Raw genomic sequence first — 18822 nt, 5'->3', positions numbered from 1 at the left:
CTTGCGTTATTCATCTTAATTGAACCGCCGTATACGGATCCGTACGTACGGTGGTGAGAGAGGTCGGGGGTTAGTCACCCCCTCCTACTCGATTTTAGAATTGAAGATGTTTTTCAATATATGCTTGCACATCTGCAATCGGCATACGAACTTGGGACATTGAATCGCGGTGACGCACCGTCACTTGACCATCCTCTTGAGAGTCGAAGTCATATGTGATACAGAAAGGTGTACCGATCTCATCTTGTCGACGGTAACGTTTACCAATTGATTGAGATTCGTCGAAATCAACTGGGAATGCTTTGCGAAGATCTGCCCAAACATTTGTAGCTTCATCTGAAAGCTTTTTAGAAAGTGGTAGGACAGCAGCTTTAAATGGCGCAAGAGCAGGGTGGAAACGTAATACCGTACGCTTATCGTCGCCCTCAAGCTCTTCCTCGTCATAAGCATCGCATAAGAATGCTAATGTCACACGGTCCGCTCCTAATGAAGGCTCGATACAGTATGGCACATAGCGTTCATTTGTAACTGTGTCGATGTAAGTGAAGTCTTCACCAGAATGCTCCATGTGCTGTTTTAAATCGTAATCTGTGCGGTCCGCTATACCCCAAAGCTCGCCCCAACCGAATGGGAATTTGAATTCGACATCTGTTGTAGCGTTAGAGTAGTGAGATAACTCATCTTGCTCGTGATCGCGAAGACGCATTGACTCTTCTTTCATGCCTAGGTTTAATAACCAGTTTTTACAAAATTCTTTCCAGTATGCATGCCATTCAAGGTCTTCACCTGGTTTACAGAAAAATTCAAGCTCCATTTGTTCAAATTCACGTGTGCGGAATGTAAAGTTACCTGGAGTAATTTCGTTACGGAATGATTTACCAATTTGTGCGATACCAAATGGTGTACGTTTACGCATAGAGCGTTGTACATTTTTAAAGTTAACGAAAATACCTTGCGCTGTTTCTGGGCGTAAATAAATTTCGTTCGTAGAAGATTCTGTTACACCTTGGAATGTTTTAAACATTAAGTTAAATTGGCGAATATCTGTGAAATCAGCTTTACCGCAATCTGGGCACACTACTTCGTACTTAACCATAGTTTCTTTCATTTGGTCGAATGTCATACCATCAACAATGATTTCATCGCCTTTAGCTAATGCAGCGTCTTCGATGATTTTATCGGCACGATGGCGCGCTTTACATGCTTTACAATCGATCATTGGGTCATTAAAGTTACCCACGTGACCAGAAGCAACCCAAGCCTTAGGATTCATTAAAATAGCAGCATCTATCCCAACATTATGCTCAGATTCTTGGACAAATTTTTGCCACCATGCTTTTTTTACATTGTTTTTTAATTCAACACCAAGTGGACCATAATCCCAAGTGTTTGCTAAGCCTCCGTAGATTTCAGAACCTGGAAAGACAAAGCCACGATGCTTCGCTAATGATACAATTGTTTCCATTGATTTGTTAGCCATAAAAATAGCCTCCTTCATAGTTTTCACATACATAGAGTGAATATTAATTTTGCCTTGGCTCATATACATAAGCCAAAGTACTTTTTAACTTAGTGCAAGACTAAATTAAAAATAGCACCCGTCTCCGGGCACAATGAATGCCCAGGGACGAGTGCTAAAACCCGCGGTTCCACCCTGATTGTTTTAAACGTTTTGTTTAAAACCTCTTTTCAAAAAGTTAGCTCAAGGAGTGCCTTTTCTCTGTTACTATGTAGACTTTCACCATCTTCTACTCGCTTTAAAATGGAACAGATACTTTTTTTCCTATCATCGCCTGTATAACGCATATCGCTCGAAAATACATCTAGAGCAAGCGTATGTGTCAATATTGTAGCATGTAGTTCTTTTCTTCGCAATAATTATTAAAATAGTATATAATAATTGAGCATAAGTATAACACTATTAGATTTGAGGCGGTGAGTCCAATCGAACTCAATAAACGTCAGGAAGACATTTTACAAATTGTGAAAGAAAACGGCCCGATTACAGGCGAACATATTGCAGAACGTCTCAATCTGACTAGAGCGACTTTAAGACCAGATTTAGCAATTCTTACGATGGCAGGCTTTTTAGATGCAAGACCTCGGGTTGGCTATTTCTATTCAGGTAAAAAAGCATCCGTAACATTGATGGATAGTATTCACAATTTAAAGGTGAAAGATTTTCATTCAGGACCTGTTGTTGTACCAGAAACAATGACAGTCTATGATGCAATATGCTTCATGTTTTCGGAGGATGTTGGAACTCTCTTCGTCGTAGATAAGAACGAGTTTTTAACAGGCGTCCTATCTCGCAAGGATTTACTGCGTACAAGTATTGGCACTCAGGATTTAAACAAAATTCCTGTACATATCATTATGACACGTATGCCAAATATTTCGTACTGCGAAAGGTCAGACTCTTTAGTTACTGCAGCGAATAAATTAATTGAACGAGAAGTTGATTCGCTACCAGTAGTTGAACCACAGGAGGGTGGATTAACAATCGTTGGTCGTCTAACAAAAACAACGATTACGCGAGCTTTCTTATCACTGGCACAGAATGTCTAAATTTGAAGGAGAGCAGCATGAAAAGACTTCGAGTATTTGTTGTATCTGATTCAGTCGGTGAAACTGGTGATCAAGTAGCGAAAGCGGTTATTAGCCAGTTTCGTCCTGGTTTAGAAAACACGGTAATTCGGCGTTTTCCTCATATTCAAACGGAGGATCTCATCCGAAAAATTGTTTGCCTTGCAGCAAAACAACAGGCATTCATTGTGTACACGCTTGTTCGACAGGAGATGCGATCGTTATTACATGAACTGTGTGTTCAAGAAAAGATACATGCTGTCGATATTTTAGGGCCTGCTTTAAAAACAATGGCAACATTTATGGAAGAAATACCATTAGAGGCACCAGGCATCGTTCACCAGCTAGATGATGATTATTTTAAAAAAATTGAGGCTATTGAATTTGCTGTAAAATATGATGATGGTAGAGATCCTCGTGGTCTATTACAGGCTGATATTGTGCTCGTTGGTGTATCACGCACTTCCAAAACACCGCTATCACAATATTTAGCACATAAACGCTATAAGGTGGCGAACGTACCTTTAGTACCAGAAGTGGAGCCACCTGAAGAACTATTAAAGATCGATCCCAAAAAATGTTTCGGTTTAATTATTTCTCCTGATAAATTAAACTCAATTAGAAAAGAAAGATTAATGACACTTGGCTTGAATGATGATGCTATATATGCACAGCATAATCGTATATTAGAAGAAATTCAGCATTTTGAAAAAATTGTCGATAAAATCGGTTGTAAGGTTATTGATGTTACGAATAAGGCTGTAGAGGAAACAGCAAATATTATTATAGAACATATCTCGACCTGTAAATAAGAATTGAATTTTGATAAACCACCTCAGTAGTAAGAGGCGGTTTTTTTGAGTCGGTTTTAGAAAATAGTATAGATAAAAACTAATTTTTGTTTTATAATAATAAAATTGTGGTAAAAATATTTAAAAAGAGAAAAATCCTATTTTTTTGTCGAGAATTAAAGGATTTTTAAAACGGATAGCGAATTGTGTTCTAGAACGTAAATTAAAGATGGTGATGAGCTTGGCAGGGAAAATTCCAGAAGAAGTGATTGAACAGATTCGTACACAATCGGATATTGTTGATGTTATTAGCGAATACATGCAGCTAACAAAGCGTGGTCGCAACTGGTTTGGCCTCTGTCCATTTCATGGAGAACAAACACCATCCTTTTCTGTGTCAACAGACAAACAAATCTTTCATTGCTTTGGTTGTGGTGCAGGCGGTAATGCTATTACTTTTGTCATGGATATGGAAGGAATTTCTTTTCCTGACGCTGTCGTGAAACTTGGTGAACGTGCCGGCATACATTTAGATGTTGGACCAAGTTTACCTGAAGTAACGAAAAAGATATCTAAAGCGGAAGAAAGGATGAAAGAAGCACACGCTTTTGCAGCAGATTTTTTCCATCATTTACTGTTGAACACGGAAGATGGTGAAGAACCTTTAAATTATTTACTAGAAAGAGGATTTACAAGGGAACTTATCGAATCTAATAGCATTGGATGGTCTCTCCCAAGCTTCGATGCATTAACGATATTGCTTGAAAGAAAAGGTTATAACTTACAAGAAATCGCAGAGAGTGGTTTAATAATCAAGCGAGAAGGGGAAGAACGCTATTTTGATCGTTTTAGAGGACGTATTATGTTTCCCATTCGTGATGAGAACGGAAAAATAATTGCATTCTCAGGACGAATACTTTCTTCGACTGGTGAGGAGGCAAAATATTTAAATAGTCCAGAATCACCAATTTTTCAAAAGAGTGAAGTGCTATATAACCTAGACAAAGCACGAACCTCAATAAGAAAAAATCGTCAAGTAGTATTGATGGAAGGATTTATGGATGTTTTAGCAGCAAATTCTGTTGGTGTAACGAATGCCGTAGCAACAATGGGTACCTCGCTTACAAAACAGCATATCACAAAGCTAAAGCGCTTAGTAGAGCAGGTTACGATTTGCTATGACGGTGATAATGCTGGTTTTGACGCGGCAAAAAGGGCGGCACAGTTACTTCAAGTAGAACGTATGAAAGTTGATATAGCGGTATTACCAGATAAGCTAGATCCCGATGAATACATTCGTAGTTTAGGTGGACAAGCATTTAAAGAACAAATTTTGGAAAACCCTCATGCGTATATTGCTTTTATGATGATGCATGCTAGACGCAATAAGAACTTTCAGTTTGAAAATGATACGCTTCAGTATATTCAAGAAGTCCTCGAGCAGTTAGCTGGTAGATCTTCTCCAGTTGAACGAGATTTGTATATACGACAGCTATCAAATGAAACCAATATCTCGGAAGAAGCGATATATGCTCAATTCCGAAAGCTTGAGGCAAATCAGGTACGTTCTGCAAAAGTAGAAATGCCAGTACAAATGCCTTCGATGCCAGTCACGCAGCAACAAAAGCCTATGGACGCAGCTGAACGTGCCGAACGTTTATTACTGGCTCATATGCTTCATAATATAGATGTAGTGGACAGGGTATTACGTAGTGAGCAAAAAGAGCCATTTGTACGTGATGCATATATGGCAGTTTTTGTTCGCCTAGTTGGATTTTATGAGGAATACGGTCATCCAGATTATCAGCGCTTTGTTGAGGTATTAGATGACCCTGAATTACGAAAAATTGTAATGGAAGCGGCTTTAGCTGAGCGGGACCCTGACCAAGCAGAGGCAGAGTTCACAGACTCTATACGGCAGCTTCAAAAATATAGAATTGAGCAAGAAATTCAACAAAAGATGCATGAGTCAAAGGAAGCGGAGAAGATGCATGAGTATGCGCGTGCACTTGAAATCGCCCAACAGATTATTCATTTAAGAAAATCGTTATCGGCGATTTAACCCGATTCGGTTGTTTAGAAGGAGGAAGGTTTATGGCGGACAAGTCAGAACGTTCAAAAGAGATAGAAGTAGAAATCACATTAGATGAAGCAAAAAAATCACTACAAGAAAAGGCAAAAACAGAGGGTGAAATTTCAATGAAAGAAATTTCAGAGAAATTAGCGCCTTATGAACTGGAGAATGAAGAAATTTTCCACTTTGCTGAAGACCTTGAAAAGAATAAAGACATTCAAATCATCGGAAAAGAAGAATTTGAAGAAGAAAGCTTAATGAAAGAAGAAGCAAACGAAGAGACTTTCGATTTAAATGATTTGAGTGTACCACCAGGCGTTAAAATAAATGACCCTGTACGAATGTATTTAAAAGAAATTGGTCGAGTTGATTTACTTTCTGCCGAGCAAGAAATTGCATTAGCGGAGCGTATTGAGCAAGGGGACGAAGAAGCACGTAAACGCCTAGCAGAAGCAAACTTACGTCTTGTTGTGTCGATTGCAAAACGCTATGTTGGTCGAGGTATGTTATTCCTTGATTTAATTCAAGAGGGGAATATGGGTCTTATTAAGGCAGTTGAGAAATTTGACTACCGTAAAGGCTTTAAATTCTCCACTTATGCAACATGGTGGATTCGCCAAGCAATTACACGTGCCATTGCCGACCAAGCACGTACGATTCGTATTCCAGTGCATATGGTAGAAACAATTAATAAATTAATTCGTGTACAACGCCAATTATTACAAGACTTAGGTCGTGAGCCATCTCCGGAAGAAATTGGGGAAGAAATGGATTTAACACCTGAAAAAGTACGTGAAATTTTAAAAATTGCGCAAGAACCAGTATCTCTTGAAACACCAATTGGAGAAGAAGATGATTCTCATTTAGGGGACTTTATTGAGGATTCTGAAGCTCAATCTCCATCTGACCATGCAGCATATGAATTGTTAAAAGAACAATTAGAGGATGTGTTAGATACATTAACTGACCGTGAAGAAAATGTGCTTCGCTTACGCTTCGGTTTAGATGATGGTCGTACACGTACATTAGAAGAAGTAGGGAAAGTATTTGGTGTAACTCGTGAACGTATTCGCCAAATTGAAGCGAAGGCGCTAAGAAAATTACGCCACCCTTCTCGCAGCAAACGTTTAAAAGATTTCTTAGAATAAAGATCAACAAAATGGGGCTATCTGATTAGTATTGATTAACATACTAATTAGTTGGCTCCATTTATTTTTTTAACTATTATATATTATCCGCATGAAACAGGTGGAACCCACGGAAGAGAAGCGGATTCTCGCGTGGAGGAGTGGGATACCCGCGGAAGAGAAGCAAATATCCGTGCGGAGGAGTGGAATACCCGCGGAAGCGAGGCAAATACCCGCGCGGACAGGAGGTAACCTACTAAAAGAAGCTTTCCTCACTAAGAACTTTCTCTTTTACTTAAACTTATTAGAAAACCGTATCTAATTATAGCAATCAATGTTTCCAAAAAATGCATATAAAGTGTAATTAGAATGAGACAATCTTAATATTTTTGCTACTTTATACAGATGTACTTTTGGTGGTTGTAATATAAAATTGTAATAACAACCATTATTAAGCAATGTTTGGAGCAAATACTATGACAAATCCTCGAAAAAAAATAATCTTAAATGAGATTTTGTTTTGGAAGCAGAATAAGCTATTACCAGAGCACTACTGTGACTTTTTAGCGGCTCTTTATGCAGAGGGAGCTGATCTTGAGGAGTTAGACCCTGTACATCCTGTACATCATAAACAAGCTATAATATCCTTAGAAAAGAGGAAGTTGATACTTTTAATCGTAGGTATGTGTATTGCTACGGTTGCTCTTCTTTCTATTTATTTTACTATAACTTCTTTAACGTTAATATTAACGGTTATAGTTGGCATAGTTGCATTGATATTATTCATTTCTGCATTTCGGGTGGCACAAAAAAATAATTTATTAGCGCCTATTTTTCATTTATTAGCAGCGGTTTTATTATTTAGTATGTCTATTAGAATTTATACTACATATTTTAATGGTGATAATATTGCATTGTTTTGCTTGATTGCAGCAAATTGTGGAGTTTGGCTATGGTCGGGAATTAAAATGAAGTTACTTTATTTCACGGTCTCAGGTGTTCTTGGTTTGCTAGCGTTAATTGCCTACTATATCATAAACTTATCATAAGCGATGATTTTCTTTGAATAACAGGAATCTGTTTGCTTTCTAAAAGCTTACAGATTCTTTTTTTGATATCGTGAAAAATACTTTTATAGTATTTTGAGATAATTGCAGAGCTTATTCAGTGAATTGGTACTTCGAATAGCAAATTTGCCGATAGAGCTATTAATAAGAAATTTTGATGTTCTTGGTATAGAAAGTACAAAGAGTGGCAAGATAACTACATAAATGAAAGCTATATTTAATTGCTAAAAGATAATAGATAGTCCAATTATTGGACATGGCAAGACATATTTTATCCAATAGATACAGAAATGTCGAATTTGTTACAAACAAAGGAAAACTTAGCGAATAGGGCTTTTCGTTTCATGGTTAATGCAGTACAATATTAGATGTTGACTGATTCTATATTATAATAGAAGTAGATTTACAATGAGGAGGGGAAACATATGAAAAACAATCCAGTCGTTCCTTACATTTTAATTTTGGCATTTGGTATTGGTCTTATTTTCTTCATGTCTTTAACAGGCGCAGAGAACAAAAAAGAAATTGCTGCGGGGGCTGAGGGTGGCGAAACTACAGAAGCTACTGATGATTCTGCATTAGTACAATCTTGTATCGCTTGTCACGCTGCTGACTTAACTGGTAATATAGGTCCAACCCTACATGGCTTAGATGAGGCTCGTTTCGTTGACGTTTTAACGAACGGTATCGAGGGTACACCGATGACACCTGGAATGAAAAACGAAGCGGAAGCAAAAGCAATCGCTAAGTACATTTCAACTCTAGAATAGTTTACAAAAGTAGCTGTACTGAAAGCGTTTAATCGTGATTGGTACAGCTACAATTTATTTATTTTTTAAGTCAATGGAGTTGCTCATAATCTGAGACAACTCCATTTGTTTTTTTGCGCAACATCATCCATACTAATAATGGACTCTATTTAAGGTAGGCGGTAAAAAAATGAACGCACAAAAATTATCAAAACGATTAGAAACAGTAGCAAAATTTGTACCCTCCGGTGCTGTGGTAGCTGATATAGGTAGTGACCATGCTTATTTACCATGCTACTTAATTCATAAAGGCATTGCTTCTTATGCAATAGCAGGAGAGGTTGTGAAAGGGCCTTTTGATTCTGCAGTTGGACAAGTACAAAAAGAAGGCTTAACAGAAAAGATTACGGTACGACTTGCGAATGGCTTAGCAGCAGTAGAAACAACCGATCACGTAGACACAATCACAATTGCTGGAATGGGTGGTCCTCTAATTGTATCTATACTTGAGAAGCATCCTGAAAAACTGCAAGGGGTAACACGACTTATTTTGCAACCAAATATTCATGCCAAGGTGATACGGGAGTGGGCTTTAGCGCATAATTGGGCTATTCTTGATGAAGAGATTTTAGAGGAAGATGAAAAAATTTATGAAATTCTTGTATTCCAAAGAAGTTCAATGGTGTTAACGGCAGAGGAGGTTTTATTTGGACCGAAATTAATGCAACGAAAATCACCAGCATTTATCAAAAAGTGGGTGCGTGAAAAGGAAAATTGGCAGCGTGTACTAAATTCCATTGAAGGTGCTGATCAAACACCTGAGATTGAAGATAAACGTGCTGAGTTAGTAGCCCTACTCGATTTAGTGGAAGGGGTTTTGTAAGATGAAAACAGTAAACGGACAAGAGATTATCCAATTATTCGAATCGTGGTCACCCAAAAAGCTTGCTTGTATGGAAAATGATCCAATTGGGCTTGCGATTGGCACATTAAACAAACCTGTAAGTAAAGTATTAGTCACTTTGGATGTTAATGAGGAAGTTGCCGAAGAGGCAATCGCGCAAGGCTGCGAGCTAATAATAGCACATCATCCTCCGATTTTTAGACGATTGGCGAACATTCGTACTGACAATCCAGCTGGACGTTTATATGAAAAGCTACTAAAAAATGATATAGCCGTTTATGCAGCACATACAAATCTTGACGTCGCTGAAGGCGGAGTAAACGATTTACTAGCCGATGCTTTACAGCTTGAAAATCGTTCCATCTTAGAAGAAACATATGCGGAAAATATGTTAAAGCTGGCTGTTTTTATACCGACAACAAATGCGGCTGATTTACGTGAAGCATTAGCAAACGCGGGAGCAGGTCGAATTGGTGATTATGAAGCATGTAGCTATACTTCATTAGGAGAAGGGCGTTTCCGTGCACTAGAAGGTGCAAATCCACATGTTGGTTCTATTGGTGAATTACATGTTGAAGAAGAAGTGAAGATAGAAGTAGTATTTCCGGAATCCTTGAGAAACCGCGTATTTAAGGCGATGTTAAACGCACATCCATATGAAGAGCCTGCTTATGATATTATTCGCCTAGACCAGCAAACAAATGTAATGGGCTTAGGGAGAGTGGGCTTTTTACCACAAGAGATGACCCTTCACGACTTTGCACAATTTGTAAAGCAGCAACTTGATGTACCTGCTGTCCGAGTTGTTGGGGATTTACAGTCAAAGGTGAAAAAAGTTGCACTTGTTGGTGGTGACGGCAATAAATATATTTATTCTGCCAAACGTGCAGGAGCAGATGTATTTTTAACAGGCGATATGTATTTCCATACTGCGCAGGACGCTCAAGCTATTGGTCTGCAAATTGTAGATCCAGGTCATCATGTTGAGAAAGTGATGATTGCAGGTGTAGCTAAAAAGATGGCAAAAATGTGTGAGGACAAAAAATATACTGTCGAATTTGTACAATCTACAATTCATACAGAACCGTTTTTATTTGTGTAAGAGAGGGGAATAAGTGTGGCGAGTGAGAGACCAGCTGGTAACAAAGCCGGTAAGCTATGGATCATCATTGGTTTAACGATTGCGGTGTTTGGCATAGGCATGACATTCATGACGAATACAATGAATGCTAAAAAAATTGATGCCATGACAGAGCAGTGTGAAAAAGGTGGTGGAGAGGCCATTGTCTCGAAGGAAAAGAATTTTCTATCAACAAGCTATTCATTTAATTGTAAACAGTAAAATAGCAAGACTGAATTATAGTATGTACTATAGTTCAGTCTTTTTGTGTATGCATAAATGAAATGATGGTGTTATGATAATTGGAAAATATGCGGGTTAAAAGGAGAGAATGGCTATGTTTATTCGCTTAACAAAAGATCAACAGGAAATGATAATAGCTGATATTCAACGATTTTTCTATAATCATCGAGATGAGGATATCTCTGAATTTGAAGCAGAGAGAGTATTGGACTTTGTAAAAGAATATATCGCTCCGCATATTTATAATGCAGCCATATCAGATACAAAATACGTAGTGGAAAGACAATATGCATCCATTGAGGATGAGCTCGCAGCATTAGAACGTCCAATTAAAATAAAATAATGGAACGATCTAAAATCCATGATGAATTAATTGACATAAATGGTAAGTATGTGCTATTTTTATTTTGAATTAAAGATAAATTAATTCAAAACAATAGTTTCTTATCTAAGTATTGAATAAAGGAATGAATTGCTGTCCAATATGGCTAAGTGAGCCTATTTCATGTTGACAAAGGTAAGAAGTGTATGATGTGGCTATAATTTCAGGTATGGGAGAAGGAGGAGTAATATGTTAAAAATCGGTGTAATTTTAGGTAGTACGCGTGAAGGTCGTTTAAGTCCACAAGTTGGAGAATGGGTTAAGGAAGTAGCCGAAAAGCGTCGAGATGCAGAATATGAAATTATTGATATTGCTGATTTTAAATTACCACTTCTTGGTGAACCAGGTGGAGATGCTTCTGGAGTAGCTGCATGGGCGCAAAGCGTCGCTGCATGTGATGGTTTTGTATTTATCGTTGCAGAGTACAACCATTCAATTACGGGAGCTCTAAAAAATGCATTAGATTATTTGCGTGCGGAATGGAATAATAAAGCAGCAGGTATTGTTTCTTACGGTTCTGTGGGCGGTGCACGAGCTGCCGAACATTTACGTGGTATTCTTGGTGAATTATTAGTGGCGGATGTTCGCGTACATCCAGCTCTATCCTTGTTTACAGACTTTGAAAATGCCAAAACGTTTAAACCAAAGGATATGCAAGTAGATTCTGTAAATCAAATGCTAGATCAGCTTATCCCTTGGGCAACAGCATTAAAAACAATTCGATAATAGCAATTAGCAGTATGTACAGAAAAAAAAGTACATATTGCTTTTTTTTTTTGAAAAAATAATTATTATTACCGCAATTTTCGGAACTATTATGCAAGGAATTCGTATCTAACAATATATAGAATGGTAAAGAAGAATTGAAATTGTAAAATGTGCCGACAAAAACAAATCATAATGGAATATGGGCGTGGATTTAAGACAATTGGATTAGCGATTATTTTTACCGATGAGTATACTATTTTATTTTTCTCCTGTTGTTGTGGAAGGCGCCTCCATGATGCCACGTAATAAAGTTGGACAGAGAATTACAATTTATAAAGAGAGAGGAAAAGCTTATGAAAACTGTAACCGTTCATCATTATGATGCTTTTAGTACGATACCTCATAAGGGGAATCCTGCAGGTGTCGTGGTGGAGGGAGATCAATTTAGTGAAAATGAAATGCAGGCTATTGCGAAGCAAATAGGCTTTAATGAAACAGCCTTTGCAATAAAATCAGATAAAGCTGATTTACGTATACGATATTTCACGCCAGGTCATGAGATAAATTTGTGTGGTCATGCTACGATGGCAACGATTTATGCGTTAAAGTCAATAGGTTTATTAGAAGAGAAGTCTACATTTACCATTGAGACGAAAGCAGGGATTCTCCCAATCGAGATCAAAGAGCAAAGTGCAGGGGAAATTTACATTACTATGCAACATGCTACGCCTGAATTTGCAAGCTTTAACGGTTCAAAAGCTGAGCTTGCGCAATCAATTGGACTTACTGAGGAAGCCTTACATCCTGATTTTCCAATCGTCTACGGTAGCACAGGAATTTGGACATTGCTAGTACCTATTAAAAATTTAACATTCTTTGAAAAAATGATTCCTCAAAATGCGGGTTTTCCAGCCATCCTTAAAGAAATGCCCAAAGCATCCTTACATCCTTTTTGCCTAGAGACATTTGATAAAAACGCTGATATGCACGCAAGACACTTTTCATCTCCATACTCTGGAACAGTTGAAGATGTTGTGACAGGCACTGCCTCTGGTGTAATGGGAGCATATTTTGCTGAGTATATTGATCGAGATGGACAATTGCCAAAAACACTTGTCGTGGAACAAGGTCAGGAACTTGGGAAGGATGGGCGTGTGCATGTACATGTACAAAGTGAAAAGGAGAAAATGAGTATTTCAATTGCAGGCACGGCTGTGTATGTGGAGGAATTAAAGTTGCAAATATAAAGGAAAGGGCCGCTACTCGCTGAAGCGGTCCTTTTTATCTTCTGCTGAATGGAGATAAAGCCTTTGGCGATTTCACGGATTATCAAAATCCAGACGCAATTATGCGAAAGCGAAATTGATGAGAAGTTAAATTCATACCATTAATGTTTTATTTCTCCAATAACTTTTTCTTTTAAATCAGCATCCATAGAGGAAAGCTTAACGTTATTTGTGAGACGTTCTTTTAACTCTCTATCTGTCATAATACCGCGTTCCTCTAAAATTTGCACAAGTAGATTTAACGTCATTAAATTTTTAATATCTGCTGCTTTTGTATCCATTTTAAATGCCTCCGAAAGTATAGTATTTCTACCTCTTTAGTGTACTCCTTTTTTAGAAGGGTGGCATAAAATGGGCAAAACAAAGCAAATTTATTTCGTGTCCCGGAATATAAGGGGTGATTCTAGCATGTGAATTAACAGAGTCTCCTCCCTCTTTTCAATGTTCTAACGATCACTTCGGCATTTCTATCCGTCAGTCTGTTGATTCTAACGATCACTTCGGCATTTCTATCCGTCAGTCTGTTGATTCTAACGATCACTTCGGCATTTCTATCCGTCAGTCTGTTGTTTTTATCGGTCACTTCGACATTTTTATCCGTCACTTCCGTTATACAATTGTTCTGCATAAGAATGAGATATCATAAATTCTACAAAATCTCCTAAATAGAAGTTTTATCTACTTTATTTACTTATGGAGAACAATTCCTGATAAAGAGTTGCTAGCAAAGCTACAAAGTGCATATCATCTGAATTGAAAAGCTTAAAAGATAGACCAGTGCGCACCAGCTCGTTTTCTATATTTCTAACACTTGCTATTTTTTCATCATTACAATATAAATAAGCGGTTGAAGTAAAATCCTTTTCAAAGCGAAAAGCGAGTCCATCCATTGTAAAAGAGTAGGAGGATTCGAGTAATTGAACCGTCTTCTGTTGAATGGGTAATATTGATCCATCTGGCATGATGAGCAGATGGCTGGCACCCTTTGTTAGGAGTGTAGATTGCACTTCAAAAAGTGGTGCACCTAAAGAAGTACGTGTTTCATAACGATGTGGTAATGACTGCTGTGCAGCTACTAACATCACGGCATTGATTACTTTTCCAACAGTTGAACGTTCCACTTTTTGCAGTACACAAACTATCTCATTTTGTTCGTCTACAATAGGAATATTAGAAAAGTTTTGGAATGCTTTTGGATAGGTAAGCGTAAATGTTGCCATAAAAAAATCCTCCAATCTACTTACTATACGAGGTAGCGTGATACGAGGTTTCAAAGAAGATTAAATATTTTCCAGTAGTTACCTTCATATTGCAACTTTTGGCCGCATTTAACTAACTTGGAAATCAATTTTAATAACTACTACTATTAGAAAAAGGCTGTCCGATGAGATGAATGTTTCACTTTTGGACAGCCTTTCATTGTTATTTATTGGATTGTAACTTCTCCTGCAAGAGCGCGTTTTTCTTGTTCGGGGTCGAATTCTTTTTCCATTTTTGAAACGACAACTGTTGCCACACCATTGCCGATTAAGTTTGTAACGGCGCGAGCCTCTGACATAAAGCGATCGACACCGATTAACAGTGCGATCCCTTCAACTGGGATCATCGGGAATGCTGCTAGTGTTGCCGCGAGCGTAATAAAGCCTGAACCTGTTACACCGGCTGCTCCTTTAGATGTTAGCATTAAAATGGCAAGCAATGTAATTTGATGCCAAATATCTAACTCAACTCCATAAGCTTGTGCGATAAAAATAGCCGCCATGGATAAATAAATGGACGTACCATCTAAGTTAAAGGAGTACCCTGTTGGAATGACAAGACCAACGACTTGTTTAGAGCAACCATAGTTTTCTAATTTGCGCATCATCGAAGGTAGGGCAGATTCTGATGATGATGTCCCAATAACGATAAAAATTTCATCTTTAATATATTTAATAAACTTAAAAATACTGAACCCAAAGTAATGTGTAATAAGACCAATGATCACTACGATAAAGATGAACATTGTAATATAAACGGATAACATTAAAAATCCTAAGTTTCCAAGCGATTTAAGACCAAAATTCCCGATTGTGTAGCTCATAGCACCAAATGCACCAATCGGAGAAACCTTCATGACCATATTAACAATTTTAAAGAATATATCTGCTACTTGTTCGAAAAATTTAATAACTGGTTTAGCTGGTTCACCTAGAGCAGCAGCAGCTAATCCAAATAATACAGCTGAGAATAAAACAGGTAGTAATTCACCATTGGCAAGTGCGCCGACAACATTTTCAGGTATAATTTGCATAATAAATGCACCAAAGCCATGCTCTGCGGCAGCAGCCTGTTGTGTATATTGTGAAACATCTGCAGCATTTGCAGCATCTGTATTAAAGCCTTTACCAGGCTGAACAATATTGACAACGAGTAAGCCAATCGCTAATGCGAAAGTAGAGACGATTTCAAAATAAATTAAAGCCTTCCCACCAATTTTACCAACTTTTTTTACATCGCCCATACTACCAATTCCAATAACAACTGTTAAGAAAATGATAGGAGCTATTAACATTTTAATTAATTTAATAAAGATATCGGCTAATATTTTCAATTTCGCTCCGAACTCTGGGAACGTAGCACCGACAATAATACCAAGTACAATAGCAATCAATACTTGTACCGTTAAGTTTTTAAAATTTATACGCATAAAGTTCTCCCCCTACAACATTAGTGAATATTGTGTGAACGCTTTCATGTGGTTATGATAGCTGAAATTTTCCGACAATAGTTTTTATGACCGTAAAGTTTCTATTGTTCATTTTGTTCATTTTTGCTTGGAGGGGGAATAAAGGTAGTAATAACAAGGGTTTGATGCTGTTTTATAGTAGTTTAGTAATTTTGGAATCTATTATAATACAAACAAAAAATCCTCACGAACTGTGAGGATTTATCATTAATGAACAAAAGTATTAGGGAGATACAATTTTTTCGATCTCCGATAATATTTGATTGTTTTGTACACTAGCCCTATAAAGGTCATAGACTGGTGTAAGCTTTTCTTTAAAACGTTGGCGTTCTTCATTATTCATTGAGTAAATTTCAAAGTTATCTTGTTGCTCAAGTTTTTGCAAATCTGTTTCATTCATTAGGACAGCTTGCTCAAATTGCCAGTCTGTCGTTTCCTTCATAGCAGCCATAATTTGCTTTTGAATTTTTGAAGGTAAGGAATTCCAGAAGTTTTCGTTTATTAAAACAGCGTATCCTAAAATGCCATGCTTTGTTAATGTCATATGCTTTTGTACTTTGTAAAAGCCTTTAGAATAAATATTAGACGCAGTGTTTTCCTGTGCATCAATGGCATGCGATTCTAAATCCGTAAAAACCTCGCTAAAAGAAATTGGGATTGGTGTTGCTTCAACTGCCTCGAATTGCTTTTCGAGCGTTTTACTTGGCATTGTACGAATACGTAAGCCCTTTAAATCCTCAAATGTATGAATAGGATGATCGACAGAGGTTAGGTGCTTAAAGCCATTATGCCAAAAGCCAAGCCCCTTTATATGAAAAGGCTTCAGCTCATTTAACAATTGCTCACCAATCGATCCCGTTAGTACCTCATGTACTTCATCATCTGTATTAAACAGGTAGGGTAAATCAAGAACCTGCCAATTTGGTACAAAAGAAGTCATCTTTGAAAAAGTGGGGATAATCATTTCTACTTTTCCATTTTGTAAAGCCTGAAACTCATTTTCATCATTATACATGGAGGCATTAGGGTATATATGCACCTTCACCTTACCATTTGTATTCTTCTCAACAAGCTCGGCGAATTTATTTGCAGCTTGTCCTTTTGGCGTATTCTCAGCCACAACGTGACTTAAATGAATAATAATTTGTGTGTCCAAGCCTTTTTGTTCATCGTCGTAGGGGAATGGTTTTGCGAATAGTAAGCCTTGTTGAATACCAATCGAGATTGTTAATAGTAAAACGGTTGCGATTGTTCCAATAATAAATTTTTTCATCTATTACACCCAATTAATTCGTATTTTCTAATGTTTTTGTTATTCTAACATATGGAGTAAGCTAAAATATAGTAGAGGGAGGCGCAAATCTTGAAATTTCAAAAGTTATCGATGAAGGGAAAAATTATGTCTTTGACTTTTTTTATTCTCATGCTTTCCTTTAGTATAGGTGGTACATTTTTGCTTGGGTTTGTGATGCATGAGCAGAAGGATAAGCTTGGAAATCAGGCTTTGCTTGTAGCAAAAACTGTATCACAGCTTCCTGAACTAAAAACTTACATTGTACACGATGATTTTCATGAGGCTACAAATCACATTAATCCTGTAGTGGAAGAAATACGTGATATAAATGGCGCACAATATATTGTTGTACTAGATATGCTAAGACGTAAGTATTCTCATCCAAATCCTGATGAGATAGGTCAAGTTTCACAATCAGGGGATTTAAACGCTGCCTTTTCCGAGCATTATTATACATCCATTGCACATGGTGAACACGGAGATATGGTACGAGCATTCGTACCCATCATGAATAATGAAGGAAGACAAATAGGAGTCGTTGTGGTAGGCTATAGTGTTTTAACTGTAGCTGAATTACTACAATCCATCCAAACGGAATTAATCATTACATTATTATTGTCTCTTTTATTTAGTGCATGGGGTGCCCATACGTTAGGGCTTCATATGAAAAAGCAAATGTTTGGGTTAGAGCCTCATGAAATTGCTAAAATGTACGTAGAACGAACAGAAACCTTTAACGCGATGCATGAAGGAATCATTGCAATTGATAATGAATTGACAATTACGATTTTTAATGAAAAAGCTTGTGATATATTATGTGTCCACCAAAGACCGTCAACACTAATAGGAAAGAAAATTTATGATGTGTTGCCTGATACGCGATTACCTGAAATTTTGGAGCTAGATTACCCCATTTTTAATCGAGAGCTCTATATTAATGATCATAGTATTATGAGTAATCGTATACCTATACAAGTAAATGGAGAAACGGTTGGGGCTGTGGCAATGTTTAAGGACCGTACAGAAGTGAAAAAGCTTGCGGAGGAATTAACGGGTGTAAAGGCATTTGTCCAAGCATTACGTGTCCAAACACATGAGCATAAAAATAAATTGCATACAATTGCTGGTCTGTTACAACTTGGACATCATGACCAGGCACTTTCCTATTTAACACAAGTGAAGGAAGAACATGATGAGATTACAAACTTCTTAAATGAACGTATTAAAAATGAAAACATTTCAGGACTATTACTTAGTAAAATTTCCTATGCAAAAGAGCAGGGAATTCAGCTTGAGATTGATCGAGAAAGTCGCCTTACGACATTTCCAAACAATTTAGATCATCATGATTTCGTCATTTTATTTGGTAACTTAATTGAAAATGCCATTGATGCATTAAGAGATACACAAATTGAAGATAAGATTGTCCATGTTTCAGTGGATGAAGATGATGATGTACTAGCTATCTTAGTAACGGATAATGGAATAGGTATGTCAGATAAGGTAAAGGCACGAATTTTTGATAATGGCTATTCAACAAAAGAGAAAAAAGGACGAGGTATTGGACTTTATTTAATAAAAGAAATCGTGCAAAAAGGGCAAGGTGAAATAGAGGTCATAAGTGAACCGAATAAGGGTACAAGCTTTTTAATAACTTTTTACCATTCTTAATAATAGTATTGGATGTTGTTGCAGTAGCTAAAAATTTTATAGGAACAGTGCAACACTCTGCATAAATGCTTCCTTAGATGAAAATTTGCTCA

At 37.3% G+C, this 18822-nt stretch carries 18 protein-coding genes; 13 read left to right on the top strand and 5 right to left on the bottom strand.

Annotation, left to right across the window (positions count from 1 at the left end):
* Positions 1-94: 94 nt before the first annotated feature.
* Positions 95-1480, bottom strand: a complete 1386-nt coding sequence (locus ACIQXF_RS07010; protein ID WP_402780579.1) for a glycine--tRNA ligase — start codon at positions 1478-1480, stop codon at positions 95-97.
* Between the two features lie 455 nt (positions 1481-1935).
* Here ACIQXF_RS07010 and ccpN point away from each other — a divergent pair, with 455 nt between their 5' ends.
* The 12 genes from ccpN (at position 1936) to ACIQXF_RS06950 (ending at position 12998) form a co-directional block, all read left to right on the top strand.
* Positions 1936-2568 carry a transcriptional regulator CcpN gene (ccpN, locus tag ACIQXF_RS07005; RefSeq protein WP_402780576.1) on the top strand — a complete coding sequence of 211 codons (633 nt, stop codon included), beginning with the start codon at positions 1936-1938 and terminating at the stop codon, positions 2566-2568.
* A gap of 17 nt (positions 2569-2585) precedes the next feature.
* Complete coding sequence (locus ACIQXF_RS07000) at positions 2586-3398, top strand: pyruvate, water dikinase regulatory protein (RefSeq protein ID WP_402780573.1); 813 nt, start codon at positions 2586-2588, stop codon at positions 3396-3398.
* A 208-nt stretch (positions 3399-3606) separates the two neighbouring features.
* Positions 3607-5439 (top strand): DNA primase, encoded by a 1833-nt coding sequence (dnaG, locus tag ACIQXF_RS06995; RefSeq protein ID WP_402780603.1) that lies wholly within the window; start codon positions 3607-3609, stop codon positions 5437-5439.
* A gap of 32 nt (positions 5440-5471) precedes the next feature.
* Entirely contained in the window at positions 5472-6599 is a 1128-nt protein-coding gene (rpoD, locus tag ACIQXF_RS06990; protein ID WP_402780570.1) for an RNA polymerase sigma factor RpoD, read from the top strand.
* 455 nt (positions 6600-7054) lie between these two features.
* Positions 7055-7627, top strand: a complete 573-nt coding sequence (locus ACIQXF_RS06985) for a hypothetical protein (protein ID WP_402780567.1) — start codon at positions 7055-7057, stop codon at positions 7625-7627.
* A 443-nt stretch (positions 7628-8070) separates the two neighbouring features.
* Positions 8071-8415 (top strand): c-type cytochrome, encoded by a 345-nt coding sequence (locus ACIQXF_RS06980; protein ID WP_402780564.1) that lies wholly within the window; start codon positions 8071-8073, stop codon positions 8413-8415.
* A gap of 169 nt (positions 8416-8584) precedes the next feature.
* Complete coding sequence (locus ACIQXF_RS06975) at positions 8585-9277, top strand: tRNA (adenine(22)-N(1))-methyltransferase (RefSeq protein WP_402780561.1); 693 nt, start codon at positions 8585-8587, stop codon at positions 9275-9277.
* 1 nt (position 9278) lies between these two features.
* Positions 9279-10400: a Nif3-like dinuclear metal center hexameric protein gene (locus ACIQXF_RS06970; protein ID WP_402780558.1), complete on the top strand. Its 1122-nt coding sequence runs from the start codon at positions 9279-9281 to the stop codon at positions 10398-10400.
* Positions 10401-10415: 15 nt separating this feature from the next.
* On the top strand, positions 10416-10640 hold the full coding sequence (locus tag ACIQXF_RS06965) for a hypothetical protein (protein WP_402780555.1): 225 nt from the start codon (positions 10416-10418) through the stop codon (positions 10638-10640).
* 115 nt (positions 10641-10755) lie between these two features.
* Positions 10756-11004, top strand: a complete 249-nt coding sequence (locus tag ACIQXF_RS06960) for a DUF2164 domain-containing protein (protein WP_402780552.1) — start codon at positions 10756-10758, stop codon at positions 11002-11004.
* A 228-nt stretch (positions 11005-11232) separates the two neighbouring features.
* Positions 11233-11769, top strand: coding sequence for an NADPH-dependent FMN reductase (locus ACIQXF_RS06955; RefSeq protein WP_402780549.1), 537 nt, complete (start codon positions 11233-11235; stop codon positions 11767-11769).
* 335 nt (positions 11770-12104) lie between these two features.
* The gene (locus tag ACIQXF_RS06950) at positions 12105-12998 is read left to right on the top strand and encodes a PhzF family phenazine biosynthesis isomerase (protein ID WP_402780600.1); all 894 of its coding nucleotides are present in this window, start codon (positions 12105-12107) and stop codon (positions 12996-12998) included.
* Positions 12999-13138: 140 nt separating this feature from the next.
* Here ACIQXF_RS06950 and ACIQXF_RS06945 read toward each other — a convergent pair whose 3' ends face one another.
* The 4 genes from ACIQXF_RS06945 to ACIQXF_RS06930 all read right to left on the bottom strand — a co-directional run bounded on the left by ACIQXF_RS06945 (position 13139) and on the right by ACIQXF_RS06930 (position 17038).
* Entirely contained in the window at positions 13139-13318 is a 180-nt protein-coding gene (locus ACIQXF_RS06945) for a hypothetical protein (RefSeq protein WP_402780546.1), read from the bottom strand.
* 402 nt (positions 13319-13720) lie between these two features.
* Positions 13721-14257, bottom strand: coding sequence for a tubby C-terminal domain-like protein (locus ACIQXF_RS06940; protein WP_402780543.1), 537 nt, complete (start codon positions 14255-14257; stop codon positions 13721-13723).
* 206 nt (positions 14258-14463) lie between these two features.
* The gene (locus tag ACIQXF_RS06935) at positions 14464-15726 is read right to left on the bottom strand and encodes a dicarboxylate/amino acid:cation symporter (RefSeq protein ID WP_402780540.1); all 1263 of its coding nucleotides are present in this window, start codon (positions 15724-15726) and stop codon (positions 14464-14466) included.
* Positions 15727-15988: 262 nt separating this feature from the next.
* Positions 15989-17038 carry a TRAP transporter substrate-binding protein gene (locus tag ACIQXF_RS06930; protein WP_402780537.1) on the bottom strand — a complete coding sequence of 350 codons (1050 nt, stop codon included), beginning with the start codon at positions 17036-17038 and terminating at the stop codon, positions 15989-15991.
* A gap of 111 nt (positions 17039-17149) precedes the next feature.
* Between ACIQXF_RS06930 and ACIQXF_RS06925 the strand changes: the two genes are divergently transcribed.
* Positions 17150-18730 carry an ATP-binding protein gene (locus ACIQXF_RS06925; protein ID WP_483869724.1) on the top strand — a complete coding sequence of 527 codons (1581 nt, stop codon included), beginning with the start codon at positions 17150-17152 and terminating at the stop codon, positions 18728-18730.
* The last annotated feature ends 92 nt before the right edge of the window (positions 18731-18822 follow it).

Origin of the sequence: Lysinibacillus sp. NPDC097231 (assembly GCF_044761885.1) — a bacterium.
Taxonomy (GTDB): Bacteria; Bacillota; Bacilli; order Bacillales_A; family Planococcaceae; genus Lysinibacillus.
The sequence above is the reverse complement of the archived record's forward strand: the minus strand, read 5'-3'. Positions and strand labels throughout refer to the sequence as shown.